The sequence below is a fragment of the Sphingomonas sp. AC449 genome, from assembly GCF_979253475.1.
Map to the genome: position 1 here is coordinate 220,970 of NZ_CEEDCZ010000002.1, position 22,495 is coordinate 243,464.

At 66.8% G+C, this 22,495-nt stretch carries 23 protein-coding genes; 13 read left to right on the forward strand and 10 right to left on the reverse strand.

Going from position 1 to position 22,495, the window contains the following annotated elements:
- Nucleotides 1–8 precede the first annotated feature (8 nt).
- Nucleotides 9–668: an HAD-IA family hydrolase gene (locus AC0CH3_RS04625; RefSeq protein WP_465237650.1), complete on the forward strand. Its 660-nt coding sequence runs from the start codon at nt 9–11 to the stop codon at nt 666–668.
- 26 nt (nt 669–694) lie between these two features.
- Here AC0CH3_RS04625 and AC0CH3_RS04630 read toward each other — a convergent pair whose 3' ends face one another.
- Nucleotides 695–1,768 carry a PA0069 family radical SAM protein gene (locus AC0CH3_RS04630; RefSeq protein ID WP_354302301.1) on the reverse strand — a complete coding sequence of 358 codons (1,074 nt, stop codon included), beginning with the start codon at nt 1,766–1,768 and terminating at the stop codon, nt 695–697.
- 79 nt (nt 1,769–1,847) lie between these two features.
- A complete protein-coding gene (locus AC0CH3_RS04635; protein WP_354302303.1) occupies nt 1,848–2,546 on the reverse strand; it encodes an outer membrane protein in 699 nt (232 codons plus the stop codon).
- 183 nt (nt 2,547–2,729) lie between these two features.
- Between AC0CH3_RS04635 and AC0CH3_RS04640 the strand changes: the two genes are divergently transcribed.
- The gene (locus tag AC0CH3_RS04640) at nt 2,730–2,912 is read left to right on the forward strand and encodes a hypothetical protein (RefSeq protein ID WP_156350471.1); all 183 of its coding nucleotides are present in this window, start codon (nt 2,730–2,732) and stop codon (nt 2,910–2,912) included.
- Between the two features lie 7 nt (nt 2,913–2,919).
- On the opposite strand, the gene moaB is transcribed toward AC0CH3_RS04640, so the two are convergent.
- From moaB to AC0CH3_RS04655, 3 genes are read right to left on the reverse strand one after another with little or no spacing between them, the layout of a single operon-like run.
- Nucleotides 2,920–3,447: a molybdenum cofactor biosynthesis protein B gene (moaB, locus tag AC0CH3_RS04645; RefSeq protein WP_333996297.1), complete on the reverse strand. Its 528-nt coding sequence runs from the start codon at nt 3,445–3,447 to the stop codon at nt 2,920–2,922.
- Nucleotides 3,448–3,452: 5 nt separating this feature from the next.
- The gene (locus tag AC0CH3_RS04650) at nt 3,453–5,378 is read right to left on the reverse strand and encodes a lytic transglycosylase domain-containing protein (protein WP_354302305.1); all 1,926 of its coding nucleotides are present in this window, start codon (nt 5,376–5,378) and stop codon (nt 3,453–3,455) included.
- Nucleotides 5,375–6,076: a uracil-DNA glycosylase gene (locus AC0CH3_RS04655; RefSeq protein WP_354302307.1), complete on the reverse strand. Its 702-nt coding sequence runs from the start codon at nt 6,074–6,076 to the stop codon at nt 5,375–5,377. The genes AC0CH3_RS04650 and AC0CH3_RS04655 overlap by 4 nt, the downstream gene beginning before the upstream one ends.
- A gap of 187 nt (nt 6,077–6,263) precedes the next feature.
- Between AC0CH3_RS04655 and AC0CH3_RS04660 the strand changes: the two genes are divergently transcribed.
- The 6 genes from AC0CH3_RS04660 to AC0CH3_RS04685 all read left to right on the forward strand — a co-directional run bounded on the left by AC0CH3_RS04660 (nt 6,264) and on the right by AC0CH3_RS04685 (nt 13,226).
- A complete protein-coding gene (locus AC0CH3_RS04660; protein WP_354302309.1) occupies nt 6,264–7,925 on the forward strand; it encodes an electron transfer flavoprotein-ubiquinone oxidoreductase in 1,662 nt (553 codons plus the stop codon).
- Nucleotides 7,926–7,932: 7 nt separating this feature from the next.
- Nucleotides 7,933–9,333, forward strand: coding sequence for a tetratricopeptide repeat protein (locus AC0CH3_RS04665; protein ID WP_056021084.1), 1,401 nt, complete (start codon nt 7,933–7,935; stop codon nt 9,331–9,333).
- 2 nt (nt 9,334–9,335) lie between these two features.
- Entirely contained in the window at nt 9,336–10,229 is an 894-nt protein-coding gene (locus AC0CH3_RS04670; RefSeq protein WP_354302837.1) for a 4-(cytidine 5'-diphospho)-2-C-methyl-D-erythritol kinase, read from the forward strand.
- A gap of 157 nt (nt 10,230–10,386) precedes the next feature.
- Nucleotides 10,387–11,460: a recombinase RecA gene (gene recA / locus AC0CH3_RS04675; protein WP_056021090.1), complete on the forward strand. Its 1,074-nt coding sequence runs from the start codon at nt 10,387–10,389 to the stop codon at nt 11,458–11,460.
- Between the two features lie 246 nt (nt 11,461–11,706).
- Nucleotides 11,707–12,594: a class I SAM-dependent methyltransferase gene (locus AC0CH3_RS04680; protein WP_354302312.1), complete on the forward strand. Its 888-nt coding sequence runs from the start codon at nt 11,707–11,709 to the stop codon at nt 12,592–12,594.
- Nucleotides 12,591–13,226 carry a glutathione S-transferase family protein gene (locus AC0CH3_RS04685; protein WP_465237651.1) on the forward strand — a complete coding sequence of 212 codons (636 nt, stop codon included), beginning with the start codon at nt 12,591–12,593 and terminating at the stop codon, nt 13,224–13,226. Before AC0CH3_RS04680 ends, AC0CH3_RS04685 begins: the two co-directional genes overlap by 4 nt.
- 18 nt (nt 13,227–13,244) lie before the next feature.
- Here the strand turns inward: AC0CH3_RS04685 and AC0CH3_RS04690 are convergent, their stop codons facing one another.
- Complete coding sequence (locus AC0CH3_RS04690) at nt 13,245–14,582, reverse strand: dicarboxylate/amino acid:cation symporter (protein ID WP_354302316.1); 1,338 nt, start codon at nt 14,580–14,582, stop codon at nt 13,245–13,247.
- 72 nt (nt 14,583–14,654) lie between these two features.
- Between AC0CH3_RS04690 and AC0CH3_RS04695 the strand changes: the two genes are divergently transcribed.
- Nucleotides 14,655–15,923, forward strand: a complete 1,269-nt coding sequence (locus AC0CH3_RS04695; RefSeq protein WP_354302318.1) for a M24 family metallopeptidase — start codon at nt 14,655–14,657, stop codon at nt 15,921–15,923.
- 22 nt (nt 15,924–15,945) lie between these two features.
- Here AC0CH3_RS04695 and AC0CH3_RS04700 read toward each other — a convergent pair whose 3' ends face one another.
- The 4 genes from AC0CH3_RS04700 to AC0CH3_RS04715 are packed head-to-tail and all read right to left on the reverse strand — an operon-like array spanning nt 15,946 to nt 20,716.
- Nucleotides 15,946–16,647, reverse strand: coding sequence for a phosphocholine cytidylyltransferase family protein (locus AC0CH3_RS04700; RefSeq protein WP_354302320.1), 702 nt, complete (start codon nt 16,645–16,647; stop codon nt 15,946–15,948).
- A gap of 1 nt (nt 16,648) precedes the next feature.
- Nucleotides 16,649–17,740, reverse strand: a complete 1,092-nt coding sequence (locus AC0CH3_RS04705; RefSeq protein ID WP_056021109.1) for an inositol-3-phosphate synthase — start codon at nt 17,738–17,740, stop codon at nt 16,649–16,651.
- A gap of 15 nt (nt 17,741–17,755) precedes the next feature.
- A complete protein-coding gene (locus tag AC0CH3_RS04710; protein WP_354302322.1) occupies nt 17,756–18,616 on the reverse strand; it encodes a CDP-alcohol phosphatidyltransferase family protein in 861 nt (286 codons plus the stop codon).
- Between the two features lie 48 nt (nt 18,617–18,664).
- Nucleotides 18,665–20,716: an NAD(+) synthase gene (locus AC0CH3_RS04715; RefSeq protein WP_354302324.1), complete on the reverse strand. Its 2,052-nt coding sequence runs from the start codon at nt 20,714–20,716 to the stop codon at nt 18,665–18,667.
- 120 nt (nt 20,717–20,836) lie between these two features.
- Here AC0CH3_RS04715 and AC0CH3_RS04720 point away from each other — a divergent pair, with 120 nt between their 5' ends.
- The 4 genes from AC0CH3_RS04720 (at nt 20,837) to AC0CH3_RS04735 (ending at nt 22,449) form a co-directional block, all read left to right on the forward strand.
- Nucleotides 20,837–21,214 (forward strand): hypothetical protein, encoded by a 378-nt coding sequence (locus AC0CH3_RS04720; protein ID WP_354302326.1) that lies wholly within the window; start codon nt 20,837–20,839, stop codon nt 21,212–21,214.
- Between the two features lie 58 nt (nt 21,215–21,272).
- Nucleotides 21,273–21,629, forward strand: coding sequence for an arsenate reductase (locus AC0CH3_RS04725; RefSeq protein ID WP_354302328.1), 357 nt, complete (start codon nt 21,273–21,275; stop codon nt 21,627–21,629).
- 11 nt (nt 21,630–21,640) lie between these two features.
- Nucleotides 21,641–21,922 (forward strand): DUF427 domain-containing protein, encoded by a 282-nt coding sequence (locus tag AC0CH3_RS04730; RefSeq protein WP_354302330.1) that lies wholly within the window; start codon nt 21,641–21,643, stop codon nt 21,920–21,922.
- 116 nt (nt 21,923–22,038) lie between these two features.
- Nucleotides 22,039–22,449 (forward strand): hypothetical protein, encoded by a 411-nt coding sequence (locus AC0CH3_RS04735; RefSeq protein ID WP_056021125.1) that lies wholly within the window; start codon nt 22,039–22,041, stop codon nt 22,447–22,449.
- Nucleotides 22,450–22,495: the final 46 nt, after the last annotated feature.

The following is a 22,495-nucleotide window of genomic DNA, read 5'->3' on the forward strand; positions in this document are numbered from 1 at the left end:
GCGTCCCCATGATCCCCACGCGACGGTACCAGGCGTTTCTGTTCGACATGGATGGTACCATCCTGACGTCGATCGCCTCGGCGGAGCGATGCTGGACGCGGTGGGCCATCGCGCACGCGCTCGACGTCGCCACCTTTCTGCCGACGATCCATGGTGTCCGGTCGGTCGAGACGATCAGGCGACTGAACCTGCCGGGCGTCGATCCCGTCGCAGAGGCAGCGGCGATCACCGCGGCGGAGATGGAGGACGTGGCGGATATCTCGCCGATCGCGGGCGCCGCGGCGTTCCTCGCGCAGCTGCCATCCGAACGCTGGACGATCGTGACGTCGGCCCCACGTGCGCTTGCCGAGTGTCGCCTGCGCGCCGCTGGCCTGTCGGTCCCGACGGGGATGATCGCAGCAGAGGACGTCACGACCGGCAAACCGGCCCCGGACTGTTTCTTGCTTGGCGCGCAAAGGCTCGGCGTTGCGCCGGCGGACTGTCTGGTGTTCGAAGACGCGGCGGCGGGTTTCGCGGCGGCGACGGCGGCGGGCTCCGACGTGCTGGCTATCACCGCGACGCACGGTGCCGCATCCACCGTCGCCGCGGAATATCCCAGCGTCGTCGATTACCGCGAACTGGGGGTCGATATAGCGCCCGACGGTCTCAGGCTCGTGACGCACGCATAAGCCCGCGGCGTATCGTCGCGGCCGGGTTATGCGAACAGGTCGCCCTGCGGTCCGCGAGGTGGACGGAACAGGTCGCTGCGCAATCCGATCCTCTCGGTATTGAGCCCGTGCTTGCGGCAGGCGATCGCGAACCGGGTCTGTAGCAGATCCGCCCAAGGTCCCTGGCCCCTCATCCGCGAGCCGAAGCCCGGGTCATTGTCGCGCCCGCCGCGGATCGACTGGATCGTCGCCATCACCTTGCCCGCACGATCGGGAAAATGCTCGTCGAGCCATGCGCGAAACAGCGGCGCGACTTCCCACGGCAGCCGTACGGGAATGAAGAAGGCGAACGTCGCGCCCGCCTCGGCGGCACGCGCCAGCAGATGCTCGATTTCGTGATCGGTGATCGCGGGGATGACGGGCGATATCGACACGAACACCGGAATCCCGGCATCGGCGAGCGTTCGTACGGCCTTCAGCCGACGCTCGGGATGCGGTGCGCGCGGCTCGATCGTCGCGGCGATCCTGGGGTCGAGCGAGGTAATCGACACCGCCACCGTCGCGAGACGCTTGGCGGCCATCGGTGCGAGCAGATCGATGTCGCGAACCACGCGATCCGATTTGGTCGTGATCGTCACCGGGTGGTCGGTTTCCGCGAGCACCTCGAGAATGCTCCGCGTGATCCGCCAGTCCGCCTCGATCGGTTGATACGGATCGGTATTCGTCCCGAGCGCCATCGGCCGCGCTTTATAGCCCGGCTTGGCGAGCTCGGCCCGCAGCAGGTCGGCCGCGTCGGGTTTGGCAAACAACCGCGTTTCGAAATCGAGCCCGGGCGACAAATCGTGGAACGCATGGCTGGGTCGCGCGAAACAATAGATGCAGCCATGCTCGCAGCCGCGATAGGGATTGATCGAGCGGTCGAACGGTACGTCGGGGGAGGCGTTGCGCGATATGATCGTCCGCGCGCGCTCCACGGTCACCGTCGTGCGCAATCGCGGAACAACCCCGTCGATGTCCGTGCGCGCATCCAGCCAGTCGCCATCGGCCTCGGTCTGCGGCAGATTGAAGCGTGTGCTTTCGCCGTTGAGCGTCGCACCGCGGACGGGACGCGGTTTGGTCATCCCCGGATGATAGCAGACCGTCCGGAACAAATAAAGAACGAGACGGGCGGCATCGACGCCGCCCGTCTCGTCGCGTGGATCAGAAGCGGACGCCGAAGCCTGCGTTCACCTGATGACGGCTGAAGTCGAGGCTGGTCTTGGTCACGCCGTCGAACGTCTCATACCCGTTATAGTCGGTGTAGACATATTCGACCTTGCCATAGAAGCGCGGCGAGAAGCTGGTCTGCAATCCGGCGCCGGCGTGGAAGCCGCTGAGCGAGTCCTTCTCGGAGAAGTTATTCGCGGGAACGGCCGCATTCGTGTTGCGCAGCTCGAGACGCCCGCGCGAAAACCCACCCTTGATGTACAGGAAGGTCGTTTGCGACAACAGATAGCCGCCGCGTGCGCCGACGGTCAGGTTGCGATCGGTCGCGAGGCAGGTACGATCGCCGTTGTCGGGAAAGAAGAGGTCGCTCGCACAGGTTTTCGCGCTCGATCCCTCGATGCCGGCATAAACGCCCAATACGGTGTCGCTGCCGACCTGCGCGTCGTACCCGACCTCGCCGCCATAGGTTACGCCGCTCTTCGCCTCGCGGACGCTGTTCGAATCGGTGGCCGTCTCGGTGTTCAACTCGGCGATGACCCGCTCATATCCGATCCGCGGTTCGACGCGCAGGCCCGATACCAGGCTCGCCGGATTGCCGCGCGAATCGAGCGGAACGCCGTCATAGGACTGCGCGGCGACCGGTGCCGCGAGCGTTCCGGCGGTCAACAGGGCGAGCAGGTGAATGGTGCGCATGACAGTGATTTCCCGTCCGGTCCGTCCCCCATGGCCGGACCGTCTCGGGTCACCTATCCTGCGTTAATCCTGATACGACGTTAACGCCAATAATCAGGGCTTTGCATCAATCTGTGCCGCACCGGTCCTTTGCACGCTCGCACTCCGCCATGATTGCGCGTAGGCGAGGCCATGGCGGAAAACATGACGACGATGGAAAGGGCGTTCGAACTGGCGCGATCGGGCGAGTGCGAGTCGATCAACGCGCTGCGCCAGCGGCTTCGTCGCGAGGGCTATGAGGCGGTGCACCTCCACCTCCACGGTGCCTCGATCAACCGCCAGCTGACCGACCTGATCCGCGCGGCAAAACCGAGCGATCCGGCGTAACCACGATCTAGCGTTCGAGCAGGCGCGGCATCAGTTCGACGAAGTTGCAGGGCCGGTGGCGGCTGTCGAGCTGATCGCGCAGGATACCGTCCCATCCATCCTTCACCGCTCCCGTCGATCCGGGCAGGGCGAAGATGTAGGTTCCGTGCGCAACGCATGCGCAGGCGCGCGACTGCACGGTCGAGGTGCCGATCGTCTTGTAGCTCAACATGCGGAAGAGCTCGCCAAAGCCCGGGATCATCTTTTCCGCGACCCGTTCGACAGCCTCGGGCGTGACGTCGCGCCCGGTGACGCCCGTGCCGCCGGTCGTGATGACGCAGTCGACCTCGGGATCTTCGATCCAGGCGTGGAGCCGCGCGACGATCGTGTCGACATCGTCCTTCTCGATCCGGCGGTCGGCGAGGATGTGACCCGCCTCGGCAAGGCGCGCGACCAGCGTGTCGCCGGAGCGGTCTTCGGCCAGCCCGCGCGTATCTGATACGGTCAGCACGGCGATGCGGACCGGGAGGAAGGTCCGGCTTTCGTCGATCGGCATGGCGTTCAATCGGCCCGCGTGACGGTGGTCGACTGCATCCCGACGCGCGCGTTGACTGCGATGTTCGGCTGCATGGCGTTGCCCAAAGTGGCAGTGCTTGCGCTCGCGCGACGGTTCGGCGTGGCATTCATGCGTACCGCGACCGCGCCGGGCAGGCCGGGGAAACGTGGCCACATGCCCTGCGACAGCGCGGTCCGGCTGGTCGACGCCTTCTTGCCGCCCTGCGCCTCGTACATCCAGTAATTGCGCAGCACCGTCGTCACGTATCCGCGCGTCTCCCAATAGGGAATGCTCTCGATATAGAGCAGCGGATCGCCGTTATCATGGACGATCGCGTTCCAGTCGCCGACGGGTCGCGGCCCGGCGTTATACGCGGCGATCACCTTGGGCAGCAGGCCGCCGGTGACGCCTGCCATATCGCGCAGGCGCTCAAGATGCCGCTGGCCGATATCCATGTTGGTCGACGGCTTGGTCAGCGCCTTGAGGTCGATCGAGGTGCCGCGTTCGCGCGCGAAGTCGGTTGCGGCGGCGGGCATGATCTGCATGAGGCCATATGCGCCGGCCGGGCTGCGCACCGAGTTGCGAAAGCGCGATTCCTCGAGCGTGTGCGCATAGACCAGCGCCTTTTCGACGCGCCAGCCGCTGTCGGGCGTCCAGTTCGGGGTGGGGTAGCGTGCTTCGGCGGTCGAGGTGACCCCTTGCGGGCAGTTGTGGGCGAGCCACACCGTCGTCGCCGGCAGGCTCAGCGCCTCGGCGACGCGGACCAGATGCGCGAACTCGCGCGGATCGCCGATCTTCGCCTGCTGGCGAATGACGGTGTCCGCCAGGTCGGTCTCGCCGACCTCGACCAGTGCCGCGGCGACGCGGACATTGGGGCGCTTGCCGACGACGTTCCAGTCGCTGGCAACGACGCCGCCGACGCGGGTGCCCTTGTCCTTCATCGCGAGTTGCTGGCGCGCGAGCTGGCCGTAGAAGCTTTCGCTGAACTGCGCCGCGGTCTTCAGCCGGCCCTCGATCTTGTCGGGCCGTCCGCAGACCATGTCCGACCGTGCCGTCCAGTAGAGCGCGGCGGCCCGCAGATCGACGTCACCCGCGCGCGCTGCGACGCCCTCGAATCCCGCGCCGGCGCTCGCGCAGTCATTCTGGCGCCAAGCGGACAACGCGCCGACCCAGCGGGCCTGCACGGCCCATTCGCCGACGCCGTCCTGCGCCTTGGCAGCCATGACGCGCGCATTGGCATCGTCACCCTGCAGGAAATAGATCCACGAGATTTTCTGCTGCCACTCGGTCAGCGCCTCCGGCGTAAGCCCGACCGTGCTGTCGAGCAGCGACTGCGCCTCGCGGCCCATGTCCGCCTTGACGTAGGGCTGCATCTTGAGCGCGAGATCCGCTGCGATCAGGTCGCCCTTGAGGCTCTTCGCGCGGACGCGGCGCGGCGCACCGTCCTGCCAGATCAATCGCTGGGCGACGGGCAGGGGAGGAAGGCCGACCGCACCCCGCAGCGAGGCGAGACGTGCGACCTGCTCGGCCTCGGGCAATTCGGGCGCTTCGTTGAGCAGCGCGACCAGCGGCTCGAGCTCGACCCTGGGGGAGCCCTTGGCGGTGTACATCTCGGCGCGCGCGATCGCGTGCAGCGGACCGGGCTTCATCGTGTCGAGCTGGATCTGCGCGTCGGTCCACTTGCCGTCGCGGATCGCGGCGAAGACCTGGCGATAGGCCCCGCGCTGCTCGGCATCGAGCTGGTCGGGAATCTGTTCGAGCGTCGGCGCACCGACCAGCCGGGAGTCGGCACCGGCATCGACCGCGCCGGTATCGACGGGGGCGACCGCCGCGGGGGCGGCCGTCGCTGGCGCAGTCCAGGCCGGGATCGTCAGCGCGACACCGCCGAGCAGCGCGCCATGGCGCAGCACCCTTGCAAATGTCCGGGTCATGCCGCTTTTGCCGCCATCAGCATCTGTAAGTCCTTCCAGGCTTCTGCCTTTGCCGCCGGCTTTTCCATCAGGAAGCGCGGATGAAAGCTGGCAACGACCCCCGTCTCTCCGGTCTTATGGTTAAAGTCGTGCAAACGCCCGCGCGCTGCCTGCAATTCCATCCCGAGGATGGCACGGCTCGCCGCATTCCCCAGCAGAAGCAGCCGGGGGGGCGCGATCAGCTGGATATGATGCTTGGCGATCTCGGCAAGCCGATCCTCGACCTCGCGCTGGATCCGCCCGGCGGTCGGGCGCTTGGCGCAGACCGACGCGAGATGGACCTCCGAACGGGTCAGCCCGATGGCCGCGAGCATCCGGTCGAGCAGCCGGCCGGATGCCCCGCTCAACAGCGCGCCGCCCCCCGTCTCGTCGCAATCGTCGCGATCGGGGCAGTCGACAAGCACCATGACCGTAGCGTCAGCGGGGCCTGCCGCGGTCAGCGATATGCCGCCCCAGCTCGCCTCGGGAACGTCCGGACCATTTCGCCATGTCAGGAAATCGGCGAGCGCGTGCGGCATCGACGATGGCGCAACGACGGGAACGGCAGCCGCCGGTATCGCTGGCGTCGGGGCCTGCGGTGCGGCGAACCAGTCGCGCGGCGCATCGTCGACGAGCGTGTCGACACCCGCCTCCTGCCACCAATCGAGGGTGCTCAGCACGGCATTTTGCCAGTCGAAGTTTTGGTCCGCCCCCACCATTTACCCTATGCTGTGGAGTTGACGTGGCGGTCAACTCGCGCAATCGCCTAAACGAACAAGACATGGACAAGACGGTGCCGGCCCGAGCCCGAACGAGCGCGACGGCCAGGATGCCGGGCAATCAGGGGAAATCCCCCGGGAGACGATGATGACGACACGTGAATCGATGCCCTACGACGTGGTGATCGTCGGCGCTGGTCCGGCCGGCCTCTCGGCAGCGATCCGTCTGAAACAGCTGGCCGCCGAGAAGGACGCGGACATCTCGGTCTGCGTGCTCGAGAAGGGCTCGGAGGTCGGCGCGCACATCCTCTCGGGCGCGGTCATCGACCCGAAAAGCCTCGACGAACTGCTCCCCGACTGGCGCGAGGACGGCTGCCCGCTGGCGGAAGTGCCGGTGACCGAGAACCATCACTGGATCCTCACCAAGACGAAGAAGAGCGAGATGCCGCACTTCGTCACGCCGTCGTTCATGCACAACAAGGGCACCTATACCGGCAGCCTCGGTAACCTGTGCCGTTGGATGGCGGGCAAGGCGGAGGAGCTCGGCGTCGAGATCTTCCCGGGCTTCGCCGCCGCCGAGATCCTGTTCAACGACGACGGATCGGTGAAGGGCGTCGCGACCGGCGACATGGGCGTCGCGCGCGACGGCACGCACAAGGGCGACTATACCCCGGGGCTCGAACTCCACGCCAAATACACCTTCTTCTCCGAGGGCTGCCGCGGGCACCTGACCAAGCAGCTGATCGCCAAGTTCGATCTCGCCAAGGACAGCGACCCGCAGGTCTATGGTCTCGGCATCAAGGAATTGTGGGACATCGATCCTGCGCTCCATTCGCCCGGCCGCGTCATCCATACGCAGGGCTGGCCGCTCAGCGAGACCGACGGGTCGAACGGCGGCGGCTGGATCTATCACCAGGCCAATGGCCAGGTTTCGATCGGGTTCGTGACGTGGCTCAACTACACCAATCCGCACCTTTCGCCGTTCCACGAGATGCAGCGCTGGAAGACGCACCCCGAGATCGCCGCATTGCTGAAGGGCGCCAAGCGCGTCAGCTATGGCGCGCGCGCGATCAGCGACGGCGGGCTGCAGTCGATCCCCAAGCTCGTGATGCCGGGCGCCGCGCTGATCGGCGACAGCGCGGGCTTCCTCAACGTGCCGCGGATCAAGGGCACGCACACCGCGATGAAGTCCGGCATGATGGCGGCCGAGGCGGCGGTCGATGCGATCGTGTCGCAGCGTGGTCACGACGAGTTGGCGGCGTATCCGCAGGCGTTCGAGCAGAGCTGGGTCAAGAAGGAGCTGTCGGTCGTCCGCAACGTCGTGCCGCTCGTCAAGAAGTTCGGGGACTTCCTCGGGTCGGGGCTTGCGGGCGTGACGATGTGGCTCGAGCATTGGGGCTTGAAGGTGCCGTTCACGCTGCATCACCATCCCGACCACGAGAGCCTGTGGCGCAAGGACCTGGTCAAGCCGATCGTCTATCCCAAGGCGGACGGCGTGCTGACCTTCGATCGTCTGTCCTCGGTGTTCATCTCGAACACCAATCACGAGGAGGACCAGCCGGTCCATCTGACGCTGAAGGACCCGTCGGTGCCGATCGCGTACAACCTTCCGTTGTACGACGAGCCGGCGCAACGCTATTGCCCGGCTGGCGTTTACGAGGTGGTGGGCGAAGAGACCGGCGACCCCAAGTTCGTCATCAACGCGCAGAATTGCGTCCACTGCAAGACCTGCGACATCAAGGACCCCACCCAGAACATCAACTGGGTGGTCCCCGAAGGCGGTGGAGGCCCGAACTATCCCAATATGTAAACGCCTGTTGCTCGGTCTCGTCATCGGCATGGCGCCCAGCGCCGCCATGGCGGGGACGAGCGACTTGTCGGCCTATCTCCAGGCGCGCGCGGCCGATGCCGATGGCCGGGTCGATGTCGCGGTGGCGGCCTATGCACAGGCGCTCGCGGCGGATCCCGCTGATCCGGTCCTCGCGATCCGCGCGTATCGCGAGGGGATCGAGGCGGGCGACATGGCGCTGGTTGACCGCGCGGCGCGCGTTCTGAATGCGGCCGGTGTCGCGCCTGCCGACGCCGCGCTGTTCCCGCTCGCGGAGGCGGCGCGCAAAGGAAATGCGAGCGCCGCGAGCGCAGCGGTCGCTACGCTGGCCAAGGGACCGCTCGTCGTGCTGGCGCCCTCGCTCTACGGATGGATCGCGCACGCGGAGGGGCAGGATCCGACGCCCGCACTGGCGACCGCGGCAAGGGACCCGGTCGCCAACCGTTTTGCTGCCGAAACGCGGGCGCTGCTCGCCAACGCGCCCCGCAAGCAGGCGCTTGCGATCGGCGTCTCGCGGCTGCTGGGCCGGCTGGCGGGGGATCTCGTCGGCGGCGAACCCTCGCCGCTGTCCGTCGCACTGGCGCAGGCGGCCTTGCTCGCCGATCCCGGTTTCGATCGCAACCGCGTCGTGCTGGCGGCGGGGCTTGCGCGCAATGCGATCGTCGATCGTGCGCTCGCGGTGCTCGACGGCGTCGATCCGAAAGGGGCGTTCGCCGATGCCGCGATGAACCAGCGGATCGATATCCTGCTGAATGCGGACCGCGAACCCGAAGCGCTGGCACTGGCGTCGGCGCGCGCGGAGGCGAAGACGGCGGCGGTCGCGGACTGGCAACGCTATGCCGACCTGCTTGTAACGACGAACGATCCTGTCGCGGCGGCGCGGTGGTACGGCAAGGTGGTCGCGGCGAACGACGCGACGTGGAGCGCGTGGCTGCAATATGGTGGCGCGCTCGATCAGGCGGGGCGGTGGCCGGAGGCCCGCGTTGCGCTCGCCAGGGCGGTCGCGCAGGCGCCGACCGAACCGCTCGCGCTCAATTATCTAGGGTTTGCGCAGATCGAGCATGGGGACGACATCGCGGCGTCGACTGGCATGCTCGAGCGTGCCAGCCGGCTCGACCCCCAAAATGCGTCGATCACCGACTCGCTTGGATGGGCGTATCACTTGTCGGGCAGGACCCCGCGCGCGCTCCCGCTGCTCGAACGGGCCGCGCAGGCCGAACCGACCAGCATGGAGATCAGCGATCATCTCGGCGATGCCTATTGGACCGTCGGACGGCGATACGAGGCACGCTATGCCTGGCGCGCGGCCAGCCTGACCGCGGAGGCCAAGGACATGACGCGGATCGCCGACAAGATCGCGAATGGCCTGCCCGGAGCGGCACGGCGATGACCATGATCGTTGAACCCGCGCCCGCCAAGATCAACCTGGCGCTTCACGTCCGCGCGCGCCGGCCCGATGGCTATCACGAACTCGAGACGCTGTTCGCCTTCGCCGCGGACGGTGATCGCGTTACCGTCGAGATCGCGCAGACCAACAGCTTCACGATCGTCGGCCCGTTTGCCGCGGCGCTTCTCCCGTCTGGCGGGTCGGACGTCCACGAAACGCGCGCGCACGCCGCTGCCCGGGAAACGTCCGGGAACGCCCCTTGGCACGGGAACCTCGTCACTGCGGCCGCCGACGCGTTCGGCGCCATGTTCGCCATCGATGCGCGCCACGCGATCATCCTCGACAAGCATCTTCCGATCGCTTCGGGCATCGGTGGCGGCTCGGCGGATGCGGCGGCGGCGCTTCGCGCGCTCGCCCGGCTTCACGGTATCGCGGCAACCGACCCGCGGCTCCACGAGATCGCCGCCCGCCTCGGTGCGGACGTGCCGGCCTGCCTTGTCAGCCGTACGACTCTGGGCGTCGGCAAGGGCGAGGTCCTGGTCGAACTCGCCGGGCTGGCCGGTACCCCCTTGCTGCTGGTCAATCCCGGCGTCGCGGTGTCTACCGCGACGGTCTTCGGCACCTGGGACGGGAGCGACCGCGGACCGATCCCCGAAGGCGATCTGCTTTCGCGTGCGCGTGCAAGCCGCAACGACCTCGAACCACCCGCGGTCGCGCTCGCACCGGTGATCGCGGAGGTGCGGTCCTTTCTCGACGCGGCTGACGGCGTGGTGTTGGCGCGGATGTCGGGCTCGGGCGCGACCTGCTTTGCCGTGTTCGATGCGATCGCGGCGCGCGATGCCGCCGACGCTGGGGCAGCGGCCCGGGGGTGGTGGACGCTGGCGACGACGCTGGTGTGACCCGCGAACGCGATCGGACGAATGTCGACCGATCTCGGAGCGCCAAACGCGCTCGATGTATCATGTTCCGCTCTTGTTCTTGGAGAACAAATGGAATACATGGCGTTTGACGCGTTGAATGGCATGCGCGCTTGGTTTAGCGATGGGAGCTTCTTCGATGGCCGCTAATTTGAAAGTGATCAACACCGGCATGGCAACCGCAACCAACGACCGCCAGAAGGCGCTCGACGCCGCTCTCGCGCAGATCGACCGCGCGTTCGGCAAGGGCTCGGCGATGCGCCTGGGTTCGAAGGAAACGATGCAGGTCGAGGTCATCTCGACGGGGTCGCTCGGGCTCGACATCGCGCTTGGCGTCGGTGGCCTGCCGCGCGGGCGCGTGATCGAGATCTACGGCCCGGAAAGCTCGGGCAAGACGACGCTTGCACTGCATGTGATCGCCGAAGCGCAGAAGACGGGCGGGACGGCCGCATTCGTCGACGCCGAGCATGCGCTCGATCCGGTCTATGCCAAGAAGCTGGGCGTCAACATCGACGAACTGATCGTGTCGCAGCCCGATACCGGCGAGCAGGCGCTCGAGATCGTCGACACGCTGGTGCGCTCCAACGCGATCGACGTGCTCGTCGTCGACTCGGTCGCAGCGCTCGTGCCGCGCGCGGAAATCGAGGGCGAGATGGGCGATAGCCATGTCGGCCTCCAGGCGCGTCTGATGTCGCAGTCGCTCCGCAAGCTGACGGGGTCGATCAGCCGTTCGCGCTGCATGGTGATCTTCATCAACCAGCTGCGCATGAAGATCGGCGTGATGTACGGGAACCCCGAAACGACGACGGGCGGCAACGCGCTGAAATTTTATGCGTCGGTGCGGCTCGACATTCGTCGCACGGGCGCGATCAAGACCGGCGAGGAAGTCACGGGCAACCAGACGCGCGTGAAGGTCGTCAAGAACAAGGTCGCGCCGCCGTTCAAGCAGGTCGAATTCGACATCATGTACGGGCAGGGCGTCTCGAAGCTCGGCGAAATCCTTGATCTCGGCGTGAAGGCCGGTCTCGTCGAGAAATCGGGTGCCTGGTTCAGCTACGACAGCGTCCGTCTCGGCCAGGGTCGCGAAAATTCGAAGACGTTCCTCAAGGACAATCCCGAGACCGCGGATCGTCTCGAGAAGGCGATCCGTGCGCGCACCGAGAAGGTCGCGGAAGAGATGATGGCAGGTCCCGAAGCCGACGACGACGTCTGATCGCCGGCACCGGATTGACCGAATTTGGAAAGGCCCGTCGGCAATGGCGGGCCTTTTTGCGTGAGAGATGTCGGACACCGTGACTGGGCCACGATTGATGCGCCGCGCCGTCTCGAGCGTCCCGGCGCCCGTTACGCGGACCGACGACGCGTCTGGCGCTGGCACTGCGTATCGGCCAATCGATCCGCCATGATCGCCGATGACGTATCGCCTCGTCTTGGCATGCGGCGCGGTCTATGACGAGGCATGACCGAGGCGTATGACTGGACCAACCGCGTAGGCGATATCTGGGCAAGCGAGTGGGTGCGCACCGACCGGAGCTTTGCCGGCCTGTCGCGACATCTCGACGATGCCGTCATCGCCGCGACCAGCAAAGACACCCGAACGATCGTCGATATCGGATGCGGCGCGGGCGGGACGTCGCTCGCGATTGCGCGCGCGATCCGCACCGGGGTTCCGCGCGCGCGTATCGTTGGGATAGACCTGTCGTCACGGCTGATAGAGATTGCCCGGTCGCGCGTGCCCGCAGACGACGAACCCGGCCGGCTTGTATTTACCTGCGGCGACGTCACCGCGGCAATCGACGACTGGGCGCCGGTCGACCTCTATATATCGCGCCACGGTGTCATGTTCTTCGCCGACCCGGTCGCCAGTTTTGCAGCGCTCGCGCGCGCGGCAGCGCCGGGGGCGACCCTGATCTTCTCGTGCTTCGCCGACCGTGCCGCAAATCGCTGGGCGACGGAGACGACCGCGACGGGCGGCGGCGACGCCGGGGCATCCGGGGCGCCCGTATCGACTGCGCCCGGACCGTTCGCGTTCGCCGATCCGGGGCACGTCGATGCCATACTGACGCGTGCGGGCTGGCAGACGACATCGCCGCACTATGTCGAGTTCGCCTATCGTGCGGGCGAGGGCCCCGATCCGGTCGCGGACGCGGTGGCGTATTTTCGCCGTATCGGTCCCGCCGCATCGTGGATCCGCGATGCGCCTGACGACGAGCGCGCCGCGAGGATCGCGCATCTTGTTACGGCCTGCGAGCGTTACCGTGTTGGCGACGTGGTGGAATTTCCCGCGGCGGCCTGGATATGGACGGCGCACAAGCCCGTCGCCCCTTGTGAAAGCACGACGTCATGATCATCGTTCACCATCTCGAAAACTCCCGCTCGCAGCGTATTCTCTGGATGCTCGAGGAGCTTGGTCTTCCCTATGACATCAAGCGGTATGAGCGGAACAAGGAGACGATGCTCGCGCCGCCGGAGCTGAAGGCGGTGCATCCGCTCGGCAAGTCCCCCGTGATCGACGACCGTGACGCCGATGGCGGGCTGGTGATCGCCGAGACGGGGGCGATCGTCGAATATCTGGTCGACAAGGCGGACGGTCGGCTCGGCGCGCCGTCGAAGCTCGCCGCGGCGCTGCGCTACCGCTTCTTCCTCCATTATGCGGAAGGCTCGATGATGCCCCCGCTGCTGTTGAAGCTGGTGCTGGCGCGGATTCCAGTCATGGGGAAGATCGCGGTGAAGAAGATTCAGCCTATGATCGACGTGCATCTCGATTACGTCGAATCCGAACTGGCGCAGCGGCCATGGTTCGCGGGGGACCAGATGACCGCCGCGGACATCATGATGAGCTTTCCGCTCGAGGCCGCGCGGAGCCGGGGCGGTCTGAACGAGACGCGGCCCGCGACGATGGCGTGGCTGAGCAAGATCCATGCGCGGCCGGCGTATCAGGCGGCGCTCGCCAAGGGTGGGCCGTACGCCTACGCCTGACGCACGGCCCCGGTAGAGTCAGGCCTGTCCCGGTCCGATCTTGTCGTAGCTGTCGATATTCACCTTCGGCCCGTGGCCGGTCGGTGCGGCGGGCGGATCGCGGTCGGCGGGTTCGCGTTCGTCGAGCCCGCCCTCCCATTTCGCGACCACCGTCGCTGCGACCGCATTGCCGATGACGTTCGTCGCCGAGCGGCCCATGTCGAGGAAATGGTCGACCGCGAGGATCAGCAGGATGCCCGCCTCGGGGATCTTGAACATCGACAGCGTGCCCGCGATGACCACCAGCGACGCGCGCGGCACGCCGGCAATCCCCTTCGACGTCACCATCAGCACGAGCAGCATCGCGATCTGCTGCCCGATCGGCATGTCGATGCCGTAAGCCTGCGCGATGAACAGCGACGCGAACGTCATGTACATCATCGACCCGTCGAGATTGAACGAATAGCCGAGCGGCAGCACGAAGCTGGCGATCCGCGGCGGCACGCCGAACCGGTCGAGCGCCTCGAGCGTCCGCGGATACGCCGCCTCCGACGACGCCGCGGAGAAGGCGAGGATCAGCGGATCGCGGATATAGCGCACCAACAGCCGCGTGCGCGGGCCGATCAGCACGAAGGCGATCCCGATCAGCATCACCCAAAGCAGCGCGAGCCCGAGATAGAAGGTCAGCATGAAATAGCCGAGATCGCCGAGGATGCTCGGGCCCCGTTCGGCAAGCGTCGCGGTGACGGCGGCGAAGACCGCGAACGGGGCGAACCGCATCACGTAATTGGTGATCTGCAGCATGACCGCGACGAGCGCCTCGATCGCCTTGACGAGCGGGGCGGCCTTGTCGCCGACCGCGGTGATCGCCACGCCGACGAACACCGAGAACACGACGATCTGAAGGATCTCGTTGCTCGCCATCGCCGCGATCATCGAGTCGGGGACGATGTGCGAGATGAACTTCGCCAGATCGAACGCCGCGGCATCGACCCCGCTCGACGCGGTCGCGGGCGGGATCGCAAGCGCAAGCCCGACACCAGGCTGGAGCACGTTCACGAGGATCATGCCGAGCGTCAGCGACAACAGGCTTGCGCAGATGAACCAGCCGAGACTGCGCAGGCCCACGCGGCCAAGCGCGCCGGTGTCGCCCATATGCGCGATGCCGACGACGAGCGTCGAGAAGACCAGCGGGGCGATGATCATCTTGATCAGCCGCAGGAACAGCGACGTCACGATCGAGAAATAGCCCGCAATGTCCTTCAGTTGCGCCGCGGACTGCGCCGTGCCGTCGTCGATCGACGCGTTCAGGATCCAGCCGACGGCCATGCCCGCGACCAGCCCGAACAATATGTAATAGGTAAGCCGCTTGGCCATTAATCGCTCCCGAAACTCGCCGGCGAGGGAAGGGGATTGCGGCGCCCGGGTCAAGGACCCTATCGTCCGGCGATGTCGATCCCGTCCAATTTCCCCACCCGTCGTCACCTGCTCGGTGCCGCGGCCGCGCTCCCGCTGCTGTCGTTCGGCGCCGTCCTACGCGCGGCCGAGCCCGACCTCTCGGCGCTGTCCGATATCACCGGCGCGGCCAGGCCGATCGATGCCGCCGAACGCGCGGGGCGGCTTGCGCGCGCGCAGACGCTGATGAAGGCGGCGGGCATCGGCGCGGTGCTGATCGAGCCGGGATCGTCGATGATCTATTTCACCGGCGTGCGCTGGGGTCGCAGCGAACGGCTGACCGCGGCGATCCTGCCCGTCGAGGGCGAACCCTGCATCGTCACGCCGTTCTTCGAGGAACCGTCGGTGCGCGAGACGCTCGCGGTGCCCGCCGAAGTGCGCGTGTGGCAGGAGGACCAAAATCCGCTGGCTGTGGTGGCGGGGTTCCTGCGCGATCGCAAGCTGGCAGGGCGACCGGTCGCGATCGAGGAGACGGTCCGCTTCTTCGCCTCGGATGGGCTGACACGCGCGCTGCCGGGGGCGACGATCGTCTCCGCCAATCCGGTCGTCCGTGGTTGTCGGATGATCAAGACGCCCGCCGAGATCGCGCTCATGCAGATCGCGACCGACGTGACGCTCGCCGCCTATCGCTGGACCAAACCGCGAGTCGAGACGGGCATGACCGGCGCCGAGATCGGCGCGCTGATGACCGCGGCGACGCGGAAACTGGGCGGTGCACCCGAATTCGCGCTGGCGCTGATCGGCGAGGCGTCGGCCTATCCCCATGGCAGCCGGGAGGTTCACCGCGTCGCGGACGGACAGGTCGTGCTGATGGATTGCGGCTGCACGGTGCAAGGCTATCAGTCCGACATCTCGCGCAGCTGGGTCCACGGTGTCGCGTCGGCCGACCAGCGCAAGGTGTGGGATCAGGTGGCACGCGGCCAGCAGGTCGCCTTCACAGCGGCGCGGATCGGGGCCACCGCGGGGAGCGTCGACGATGCGGTCCGCCGCTATTACGAAACGCTCGGCTATGGCCCCGGCTATGCATTGCCGGGCCTGTCGCACCGGACTGGCCACGGGATCGGCATGGATGGGCACGAGCCGGTCAACCTCGTCCGCGGCGAGACGACGCGGCTCGCGGCGGGCATGTGCTTCAGCGACGAGCCGGGGATCTACAGCCCCGGCCGCTACGGGATCCGGATCGAGGATTGTTTCCACATGACCGATGCCGGCCCACGCTGGTTCAGCACGCCACCACAGTCGATCGACGCGCCGCTGGGGTGAGGGAAGTCGTGCTCCGGGTGGTTCAGGCCGCCTGAGTCATCCACTGTTCGGCCTTGGCCAGCGCCGGTGCGTCGTCGACGTCGATCCAGTCGAGGTCGCTGCAATCGACGACCCGCGCGGTGCCGCTGGCGGCGAGGATACGGACGCCCTCGGTCAGCGACGGCGCCTCGAGCGTCGCCAGCGCGGCGATCAGTGCTGGCCCGATCGCGAACACGCCCGTGTCGTAGGCGTCGTGCGGTTCGAGGCCCTTGCCGATCGCGGTGATCATGCTGCCATCGGTCGCGACGCAGGTGACGTCTTCGGGATCGACCCAGGGATGGCCAAGCCGGCGGTCGATACCGAGCCGCAGCCCGTCCCCCGCGCCCGCCTTCGCCATGCGCGCATAGAGCGTCGGGACGACGAGGTGGTCGCACATCGCGAGCACGGCCTCCTCGCCCTGGAGTGCGGTGCCGGCAGCCAGGACGGAAACGCCGTTGGGCTGACGATGGTCCGCGGCGATCGTTTCGACGATCAGCGGCCAGCTATGGCTGGCAAGATACGCCTCGATCGCGTCGCGGCCATAGCTGACCGTCACGAATGCGCGCTTGATGCCGGCAGCAGCCAGGCCTTCAAGCGCGTGCGCGATCAGCGGCCGCCCCGCGACCGCACAGAGCGGCTTGTACGGGGCGGACGAACGAAGGCGGCTGCCTTCCCCGGCGGCGAGGATGACAGCCGTCTCGATCATGTCAGGCGGCCTTGATGAACCGCTCGACTTCGATCTGCGCGAGATCGTCGGTCATCTGCGTGCGCGGGTGCTTGCAGAAATAGGCCGAGGCGGGGTCGATCACGCCGGCGATGCCGCGGTCCTTGGCGATCTTGGCGCAGCGGATCATGTCGATCGCGACACCCGCCGAGTTGGGGCTGTCCTCGACCGAGAGGCGCAGCTCGAGGTTCATCGGCACGCCGCCGAACAACTGGCCTTCCATGCGCAGGAAGCAGACCTTGTTGTCGTTCTGCCAAGGCACGTAATCCGACGGGCCGATATGGACGTTGTCGTCGTCCATGCGCTCGGCCGCGACCGACTGGACGGCTTCGGTCTTCGAAATCTTCTTCGACTCGAGACGGCGATGGTTCGACATGTTGAGGAAGTCGGTGTTGCCGCCGGTGTTGAGCTGGTAGGTGCGATCCAGCTTCACGCCGCGCTTGGCGAACAGGTCGGTGAGCACGCGGTGGACGATCGTCGCGCCAAGCTGTGCCTTGATGTCGTCGCCGATGATCGCGACGCCGGCGTCCTCGAACTTCTTCGCCCAGACGGGGTTCGATGCGATGAAGACGGGGATGTTGTTGACGAACGCAACGCCCGCCTCGATCGCGCACTCGGCGTAGAATTCGGTCGCTTCCTGCGAACCGACGGGCAGGTAGTTCATCAGAACGTCGGCGCCCGACGCCTTCAGATCCGCGATGACCTGCTCACGCGTCGGCTCTGCGGCGTCGGCGAGGAGGAACGTGCGGTCGTCCTTGAAGTCGGCCATGTGGTCGGCGACGCCGTCCAGCGTCTTGCCCATCTTCACGATGGTGCCGGTGTTGCCGACATTGGGGGCGAACACTGCGGTGCAGTTGGGCTTGGCGAAGATCGCCTCGGCGACGTCCTTGCCGACCTTGCGACGATCGACGTCCCACGCCGCGACGACCTTGATGTCGCTCGGCTTGTACCCGCCCATGTCGAAATGCATCAGGCCGACCTGGTCGTTGGCCCCCTCGCGATAATGCTCGAGACCCTGCACGAGCGAGCTCGCGCAGTTGCCGATGCCGACCACGGCGATCCGAATGCTATTCATTATTGACCCTGTTCCTTAAGAAAGATGCATGCGCGACGCGGTCTTTGGTCGCGGCGTTGTGGTATTACGAACGAAAGCGCGTTCGACACGACGGTGCCAGACGAGCCCGACGATGGCGACGAGCGTCAGAGGGACGATCTCGAACCACCAGAAGATGCGTGGGTTGCCGGCGAAGCAGGCGACGAAGATCGCCCATACCCGGACATTCGCGGTAAGCAAGGCCATGAAGCGCAACGGCGCGACGGCGCGGACCGCGTAGCGATGACCGAGCTCGACCGGATCGGCCGCCTGGCCCAGCGCGCGTTCGAACGGCATCGCGATCCGGTCGATGCGGCTGGCGACGCCATCGTAGAAGCGGACCAGCGCATTGCCCGTCGGAACGGGCGGCGCGGCAAGCGCCACTCCCTTGATCCGGCGATGGAACCGCGAGCGCTCGCCTTCATACAGATTGGACTGCACCGCATGCGCGCCACCGGCGGCAAAGGCGAGGACCCACCCTTCCGCGGTGCCGACCGTCACCGCCAGTGCGACATAGATCAGCGCGAAGACGCCGTGATCGCAAAGCCCATCGAGCATGCGTCCCAGGGGGCTCGCTGTCTTGGTGGCGCGTGCGACCATCCCGTCCAGACCGTCGGCGATCAACCAGCCCACCGAAAGCACGAGACCCAGCACCGCAAAGGACGGTCGATCCCACTGCATGTACGAAAAGGCAGCGAGGCCGCCGAGGCAGAGCCCGGCTATCGACACCGTATTGGCCGACACGCGACGCGCGAGCGCGATCGGCAAAAGCGCGCGGCCTGCCGGGTGAATCAGCCAAAGGTTAGATGGGATCTCGATCCGGCGATCGCGCGATCCATCCGGTGGAGCCACTGTCATAGGATTTTCATAATGCGCGCCGCCCGAGACTTATGCAAGATGGCGCGGTTAACCCGTTGGAACGCCTGACCGCAATTCTTCGATCCATAGCGTGGCGTTTCCGTCGGACGGTGCGCGCCAGTCCCCGCGCGGCGACAGCGCGCCGCCCGCGGAGACCTTCGGGCCGTTGGGCATGGCCGAGCGCTTGAACTGGCTGGTCGTGAAGAAGCGGTGCAGGAACTTCTCGAGCCAGTGCCGGATCGTCGGCAGGTCATATGCGACGCGGGCCGTGGCGGGGAGGTCCGCGGGCCACGCGCCCACCGACGCGTCGCGCCATGCGTGCCACGCCAGAAACGCGATCTTCGACGGCGCGAGACCGTGGCGGATCACGTAATGCGCGAAGAAGTCGTTGAGCGCATAGGGCCCGATCATCGACTCGGTGCTCTGCAACGCGCCGTCCGCACCGGCGGGCACGAGCTCGGGGGAGATTTCCTGCGCGAGGATCGTCGACAGGATCGCGTCGGTCGTCGCGTCATACTGGTCGGTGCGGATGCACCAGCGGATCAGGAACTGGATCAGCGTCTTGGGCACGCCGCTGTTGACCGCATAATGACTCATCTGGTCGCCGACGCCGTAGGTGCACCAGCCGAGCGCCATCTCGCTGAGATCGCCCGTGCCGAGCACGATCCCACGGCGCTGGTTCGCCAGGCGGAAGAGGTAATCGGTGCGCAACCCCGCCTGCACATTCTCGAACGTGATGTCGTAGACGGGGTCGCCGTCGCTGAAGGGGTGGCCGATATCCTCCAGCATGCGCTGCGCGGCGGGGCGGATGTCGATTTCCTCCGCGGTGATGCCGAGCGCGCGCATGAGCGCCCAGGCATTGGCCTTGGTGCCTTCGCCGGTCGCGAAACCGGGCATCGTGAAGCCGAGGATGTTCGTGCGCGGGCGGCCGAGCCGGTCCATCGCCTTGGCCGCGACGATCAGCGCGTGCGTCGAGTCGAGCCCGCCCGAGACACCGATCACGATCGTCTCGGCATGCGCCGCCACCAGCCGTTTCGACAGCGCCTCGACCTGGATGTTGAACGCTTCGTAACAGTCCTCGTCACGCCGCGCCGGGTCGTTGGGGACGAACGGAAAGCGGCGCACCGTGCGGGTGAACGACGTGTCGTCGTGGTCCGGCGCGTGGTCGAACGCGATCCGTCGCATGCGCGCTTCGGGGTGGCCGGCGAGGACCGCGGCGTCGTTGAACGTGCCGAAGCGCAGGCGTTCCTGCGTGATCCGCTCGCAATCCACGTCCGCGACGACAAGCTCCGGCTCGGTCGCAAACCGCTTCGACTCGGCAAGCTGTTCGCCAAGCTCGTGGATCAGCCCCTGGCCGTCCCACGCGACTTCGGTCGTGCTCTCACCCGGTCCCGCGGCGGCATAGACATAGGCGCACACCGCGCGCGCCGACTGTGCCGCGGCCAGCATCGCCCGCTCGCGCGCCTTGCCGATGACGATGTTCGAGGCGGACAGGTTGCAGCAGATCAGTGCGCCGGCGAGCGCGCCCATGGTCGAGGGCGGGGTGGGGGCCCAGTAGTCCTCGCAGATCTCGGCATGGAAGACGAAGCCCGGCAGATCGCACGCGGCGAAGATCAGGTCGGTCCCGAACGGCACGGTCTCACCGCCAAGCTCGATCGTCAGACCGGCCAGCCCCGCGCCGCTCGCGAACCAGCGCTTTTCGTAGAATTCGCGATAATTGGGCAGGAACGACTTCGGCACCACGCCGAGCACGCGCCCGCGCGCGATCGCCAGCGCACAATTGTAGAGCCGCCCGCCACGCACCAGCGCCGCACCGACGAGCAATACCGGCCGCAGCGTCGCGCTCGCCGCAACGACCGTAGCGATCGCCGAGAGCGTCGCGCGTTGTTGTGCGGTCTGGAGGTGGAGATCGTCGATCGCATAGGAGGTGAGGTTGAGCTCGGGGAACACGACGAGGTCGACGCCGCGGTCATCCGCCTCCTGCGCGAGCGCGATCGTCGCTGCGGCGTTGGCGGCGGTATCGCCCACCGAAGCCCGCGGGGTCGCTGCGGCAACCCGGATCAGCCCGTGGCTATGGATCGCGTAGAATGAATGCGTCATGCGCCTCCGATAAACGCCCCCGGCGCGCCACGCCACCGGCTTGCGAAAAAGGGCAGCGGCGCACCGCAGTCGCTGCGCGCACATTGGCGCCGCGCGGCATATCGTGAGAAGGCGGGGGGCATGAAGACCAGCACGATCCGGTTTTTCGCGCTTTTGTTCGTGAGCGCGATGTACTGGCAGCTGGTGAGTCAGTGGTCCGGCGTGGCGGAGCCATGGGATGCGGGTGGCTATTGGCGGCTCTGGTATCCCGTTTCGTTGGCGTTGTCGGCGGTCGCGGGTTTTGTGCTGCGATCGCGCTGGGGCCTCGCCGGGGCGGTCGTCACCGTCGCGCAACTGCTGGTGATGGCCGTGCATGCGCAACCCGGCGCGCTGATGCTCGGCGGGATGATGATCCTGTGTATCCTCGCCATCCCCGCCGCGGCGGTGTCTGCGCTGGCGGGCAGGCTGCGCGCTCGGGCGCGTATTGACGATGGGAACGGCGGGGCCGGGTTGCTATAACGCGAGGCGGCTCGGTGCGGTCGCACCGATGCTTCAGGCGTCGAAAGGGAGCGGTGTTTTGACGATCACGATGTTCGGAATCAAGCAGTGCGACACGGTCCGGAAGGCACGGACGTGGCTCGATACACAGGGTGTCGCCCACGCATTCCACGATTTTAAGACCGCCGGGATCGATGCCGGGCATCTCATGGACTGGATCGACCGTGCCGGCCTCGATGCCGTGCTGAACCGGGCGTCGACGACGTTCCGCAAGCTGCCCGAGGCCGATCGGGTCGATCTCGACACCGATAAGGCGGTCGCGCTGATGATCGAGCAGCCGTCGACGATCAAGCGTCCCGTGCTCGATACGGGTGCCACGCTGCTGTTCGGGTTCAAGCCCGAGCGCTATGAGGCGGCGGGGCTGGGAAACAACTGAGGATCGAGTCGATGCCAAAAGCACAGTGGAACGGCCGGGTGATCGCGAGCTCGGACGATACGGTGGTCGTCGAGGGCAATCACTATTTCCCCGTCGACAGCGTGGATGCCGCGCTGCTCGAAGACAGCCCGACCCAGTCGAATTGCCCGTGGAAGGGAGTGGCGAGCTACAAGACGCTGGTCGTCGACGGCAAGCGCAACGTCGACGCGGCATGGTATTACCTCGAGCCCTCCGCCAAGGCCGCGCCGATCAAGGGACGCTATGCTTTCTGGAAAGGCGTCGAGATCGTCTGAGCGTCGCGCTTGCCTATCCCGCCAGTCCGGCGCAGTCTGTTAACCTGAATCAACAGGGCACCATCGGGTGCAGCGGGACAGGGCAGACGGGAATGATCTTCGTGAGGCGGGGGCCGATGTGGTTCAGGATCGCTACCGTCCTGCTGGTCCTGTGGGCGCTGATCGGCTGCTTCAGCTGTATCCAGCAAATGCGACTGGGTGCGGACGCAATGGGCGCGGCGACCGATTACGACCGGGCGCTGTATGCGGCGTTGCCCGGCTGGTATGATCCGGTGTTCGCCACGGCGGTGCTGACCGGGCTGGTCGGTGCGATCCTGCTGTTCATGCGCCGCGCCGCGGCCCGCCCGTTTCTCATCGCCTCGCTGCTCGCCATCGTCGTCCAGTTCGGCTGGCTCTTCACGGCGACCGATATCGTGGCGCAAAAGGGGATGGCCGAGACGCTGGCGGTCCCGCTCGTGATCGCCCTGATCGCGCTCGCGGCGATCTGGCTCGCGACGCACGCGCGGCGCAACAGCTGGACGGTCTGACGCGGGCTTGCGACGCGAACGGGACGTGGTCTGGGCGAGCGGCGTT

Coding starts and splice junctions, on each gene's coding strand:
- AC0CH3_RS04625 (WP_465237650.1), top strand. CDS start 9: ATGATCCCCACGCGACGGTACCAGGCGTTTCTGTTCGACATGGATGGT.
- AC0CH3_RS04630 (WP_354302301.1), bottom strand. CDS start 1,768: ATGACCAAACCGCGTCCCGTCCGCGGTGCGACGCTCAACGGCGAAAGC.
- AC0CH3_RS04635 (WP_354302303.1), bottom strand. CDS start 2,546: ATGCGCACCATTCACCTGCTCGCCCTGTTGACCGCCGGAACGCTCGCG.
- AC0CH3_RS04640 (WP_156350471.1), top strand. CDS start 2,730: ATGACGACGATGGAAAGGGCGTTCGAACTGGCGCGATCGGGCGAGTGC.
- moaB (WP_333996297.1), bottom strand. CDS start 3,447: ATGCCGATCGACGAAAGCCGGACCTTCCTCCCGGTCCGCATCGCCGTG.
- AC0CH3_RS04650 (WP_354302305.1), bottom strand. CDS start 5,378: ATGACCCGGACATTTGCAAGGGTGCTGCGCCATGGCGCGCTGCTCGGC.
- AC0CH3_RS04660 (WP_354302309.1), top strand. CDS start 6,264: ATGACGACACGTGAATCGATGCCCTACGACGTGGTGATCGTCGGCGCT.
- AC0CH3_RS04670 (WP_354302837.1), top strand. CDS start 9,336: ATGATCGTTGAACCCGCGCCCGCCAAGATCAACCTGGCGCTTCACGTC.
- recA (WP_056021090.1), top strand. CDS start 10,387: ATGGCCGCTAATTTGAAAGTGATCAACACCGGCATGGCAACCGCAACC.
- AC0CH3_RS04680 (WP_354302312.1), top strand. CDS start 11,707: ATGACCGAGGCGTATGACTGGACCAACCGCGTAGGCGATATCTGGGCA.
- AC0CH3_RS04685 (WP_465237651.1), top strand. CDS start 12,591: ATGATCATCGTTCACCATCTCGAAAACTCCCGCTCGCAGCGTATTCTC.
- AC0CH3_RS04690 (WP_354302316.1), bottom strand. CDS start 14,582: ATGGCCAAGCGGCTTACCTATTACATATTGTTCGGGCTGGTCGCGGGC.
- AC0CH3_RS04695 (WP_354302318.1), top strand. CDS start 14,655: ATGTCGATCCCGTCCAATTTCCCCACCCGTCGTCACCTGCTCGGTGCC.
- AC0CH3_RS04700 (WP_354302320.1), bottom strand. CDS start 16,647: ATGATCGAGACGGCTGTCATCCTCGCCGCCGGGGAAGGCAGCCGCCTT.
- AC0CH3_RS04705 (WP_056021109.1), bottom strand. CDS start 17,740: ATGAATAGCATTCGGATCGCCGTGGTCGGCATCGGCAACTGCGCGAGC.
- AC0CH3_RS04710 (WP_354302322.1), bottom strand. CDS start 18,616: ATGACAGTGGCTCCACCGGATGGATCGCGCGATCGCCGGATCGAGATC.
- AC0CH3_RS04715 (WP_354302324.1), bottom strand. CDS start 20,716: ATGACGCATTCATTCTACGCGATCCATAGCCACGGGCTGATCCGGGTT.
- AC0CH3_RS04720 (WP_354302326.1), top strand. CDS start 20,837: ATGAAGACCAGCACGATCCGGTTTTTCGCGCTTTTGTTCGTGAGCGCG.
- AC0CH3_RS04730 (WP_354302330.1), top strand. CDS start 21,641: ATGCCAAAAGCACAGTGGAACGGCCGGGTGATCGCGAGCTCGGACGAT.
- AC0CH3_RS04735 (WP_056021125.1), top strand. CDS start 22,039: ATGTGGTTCAGGATCGCTACCGTCCTGCTGGTCCTGTGGGCGCTGATC.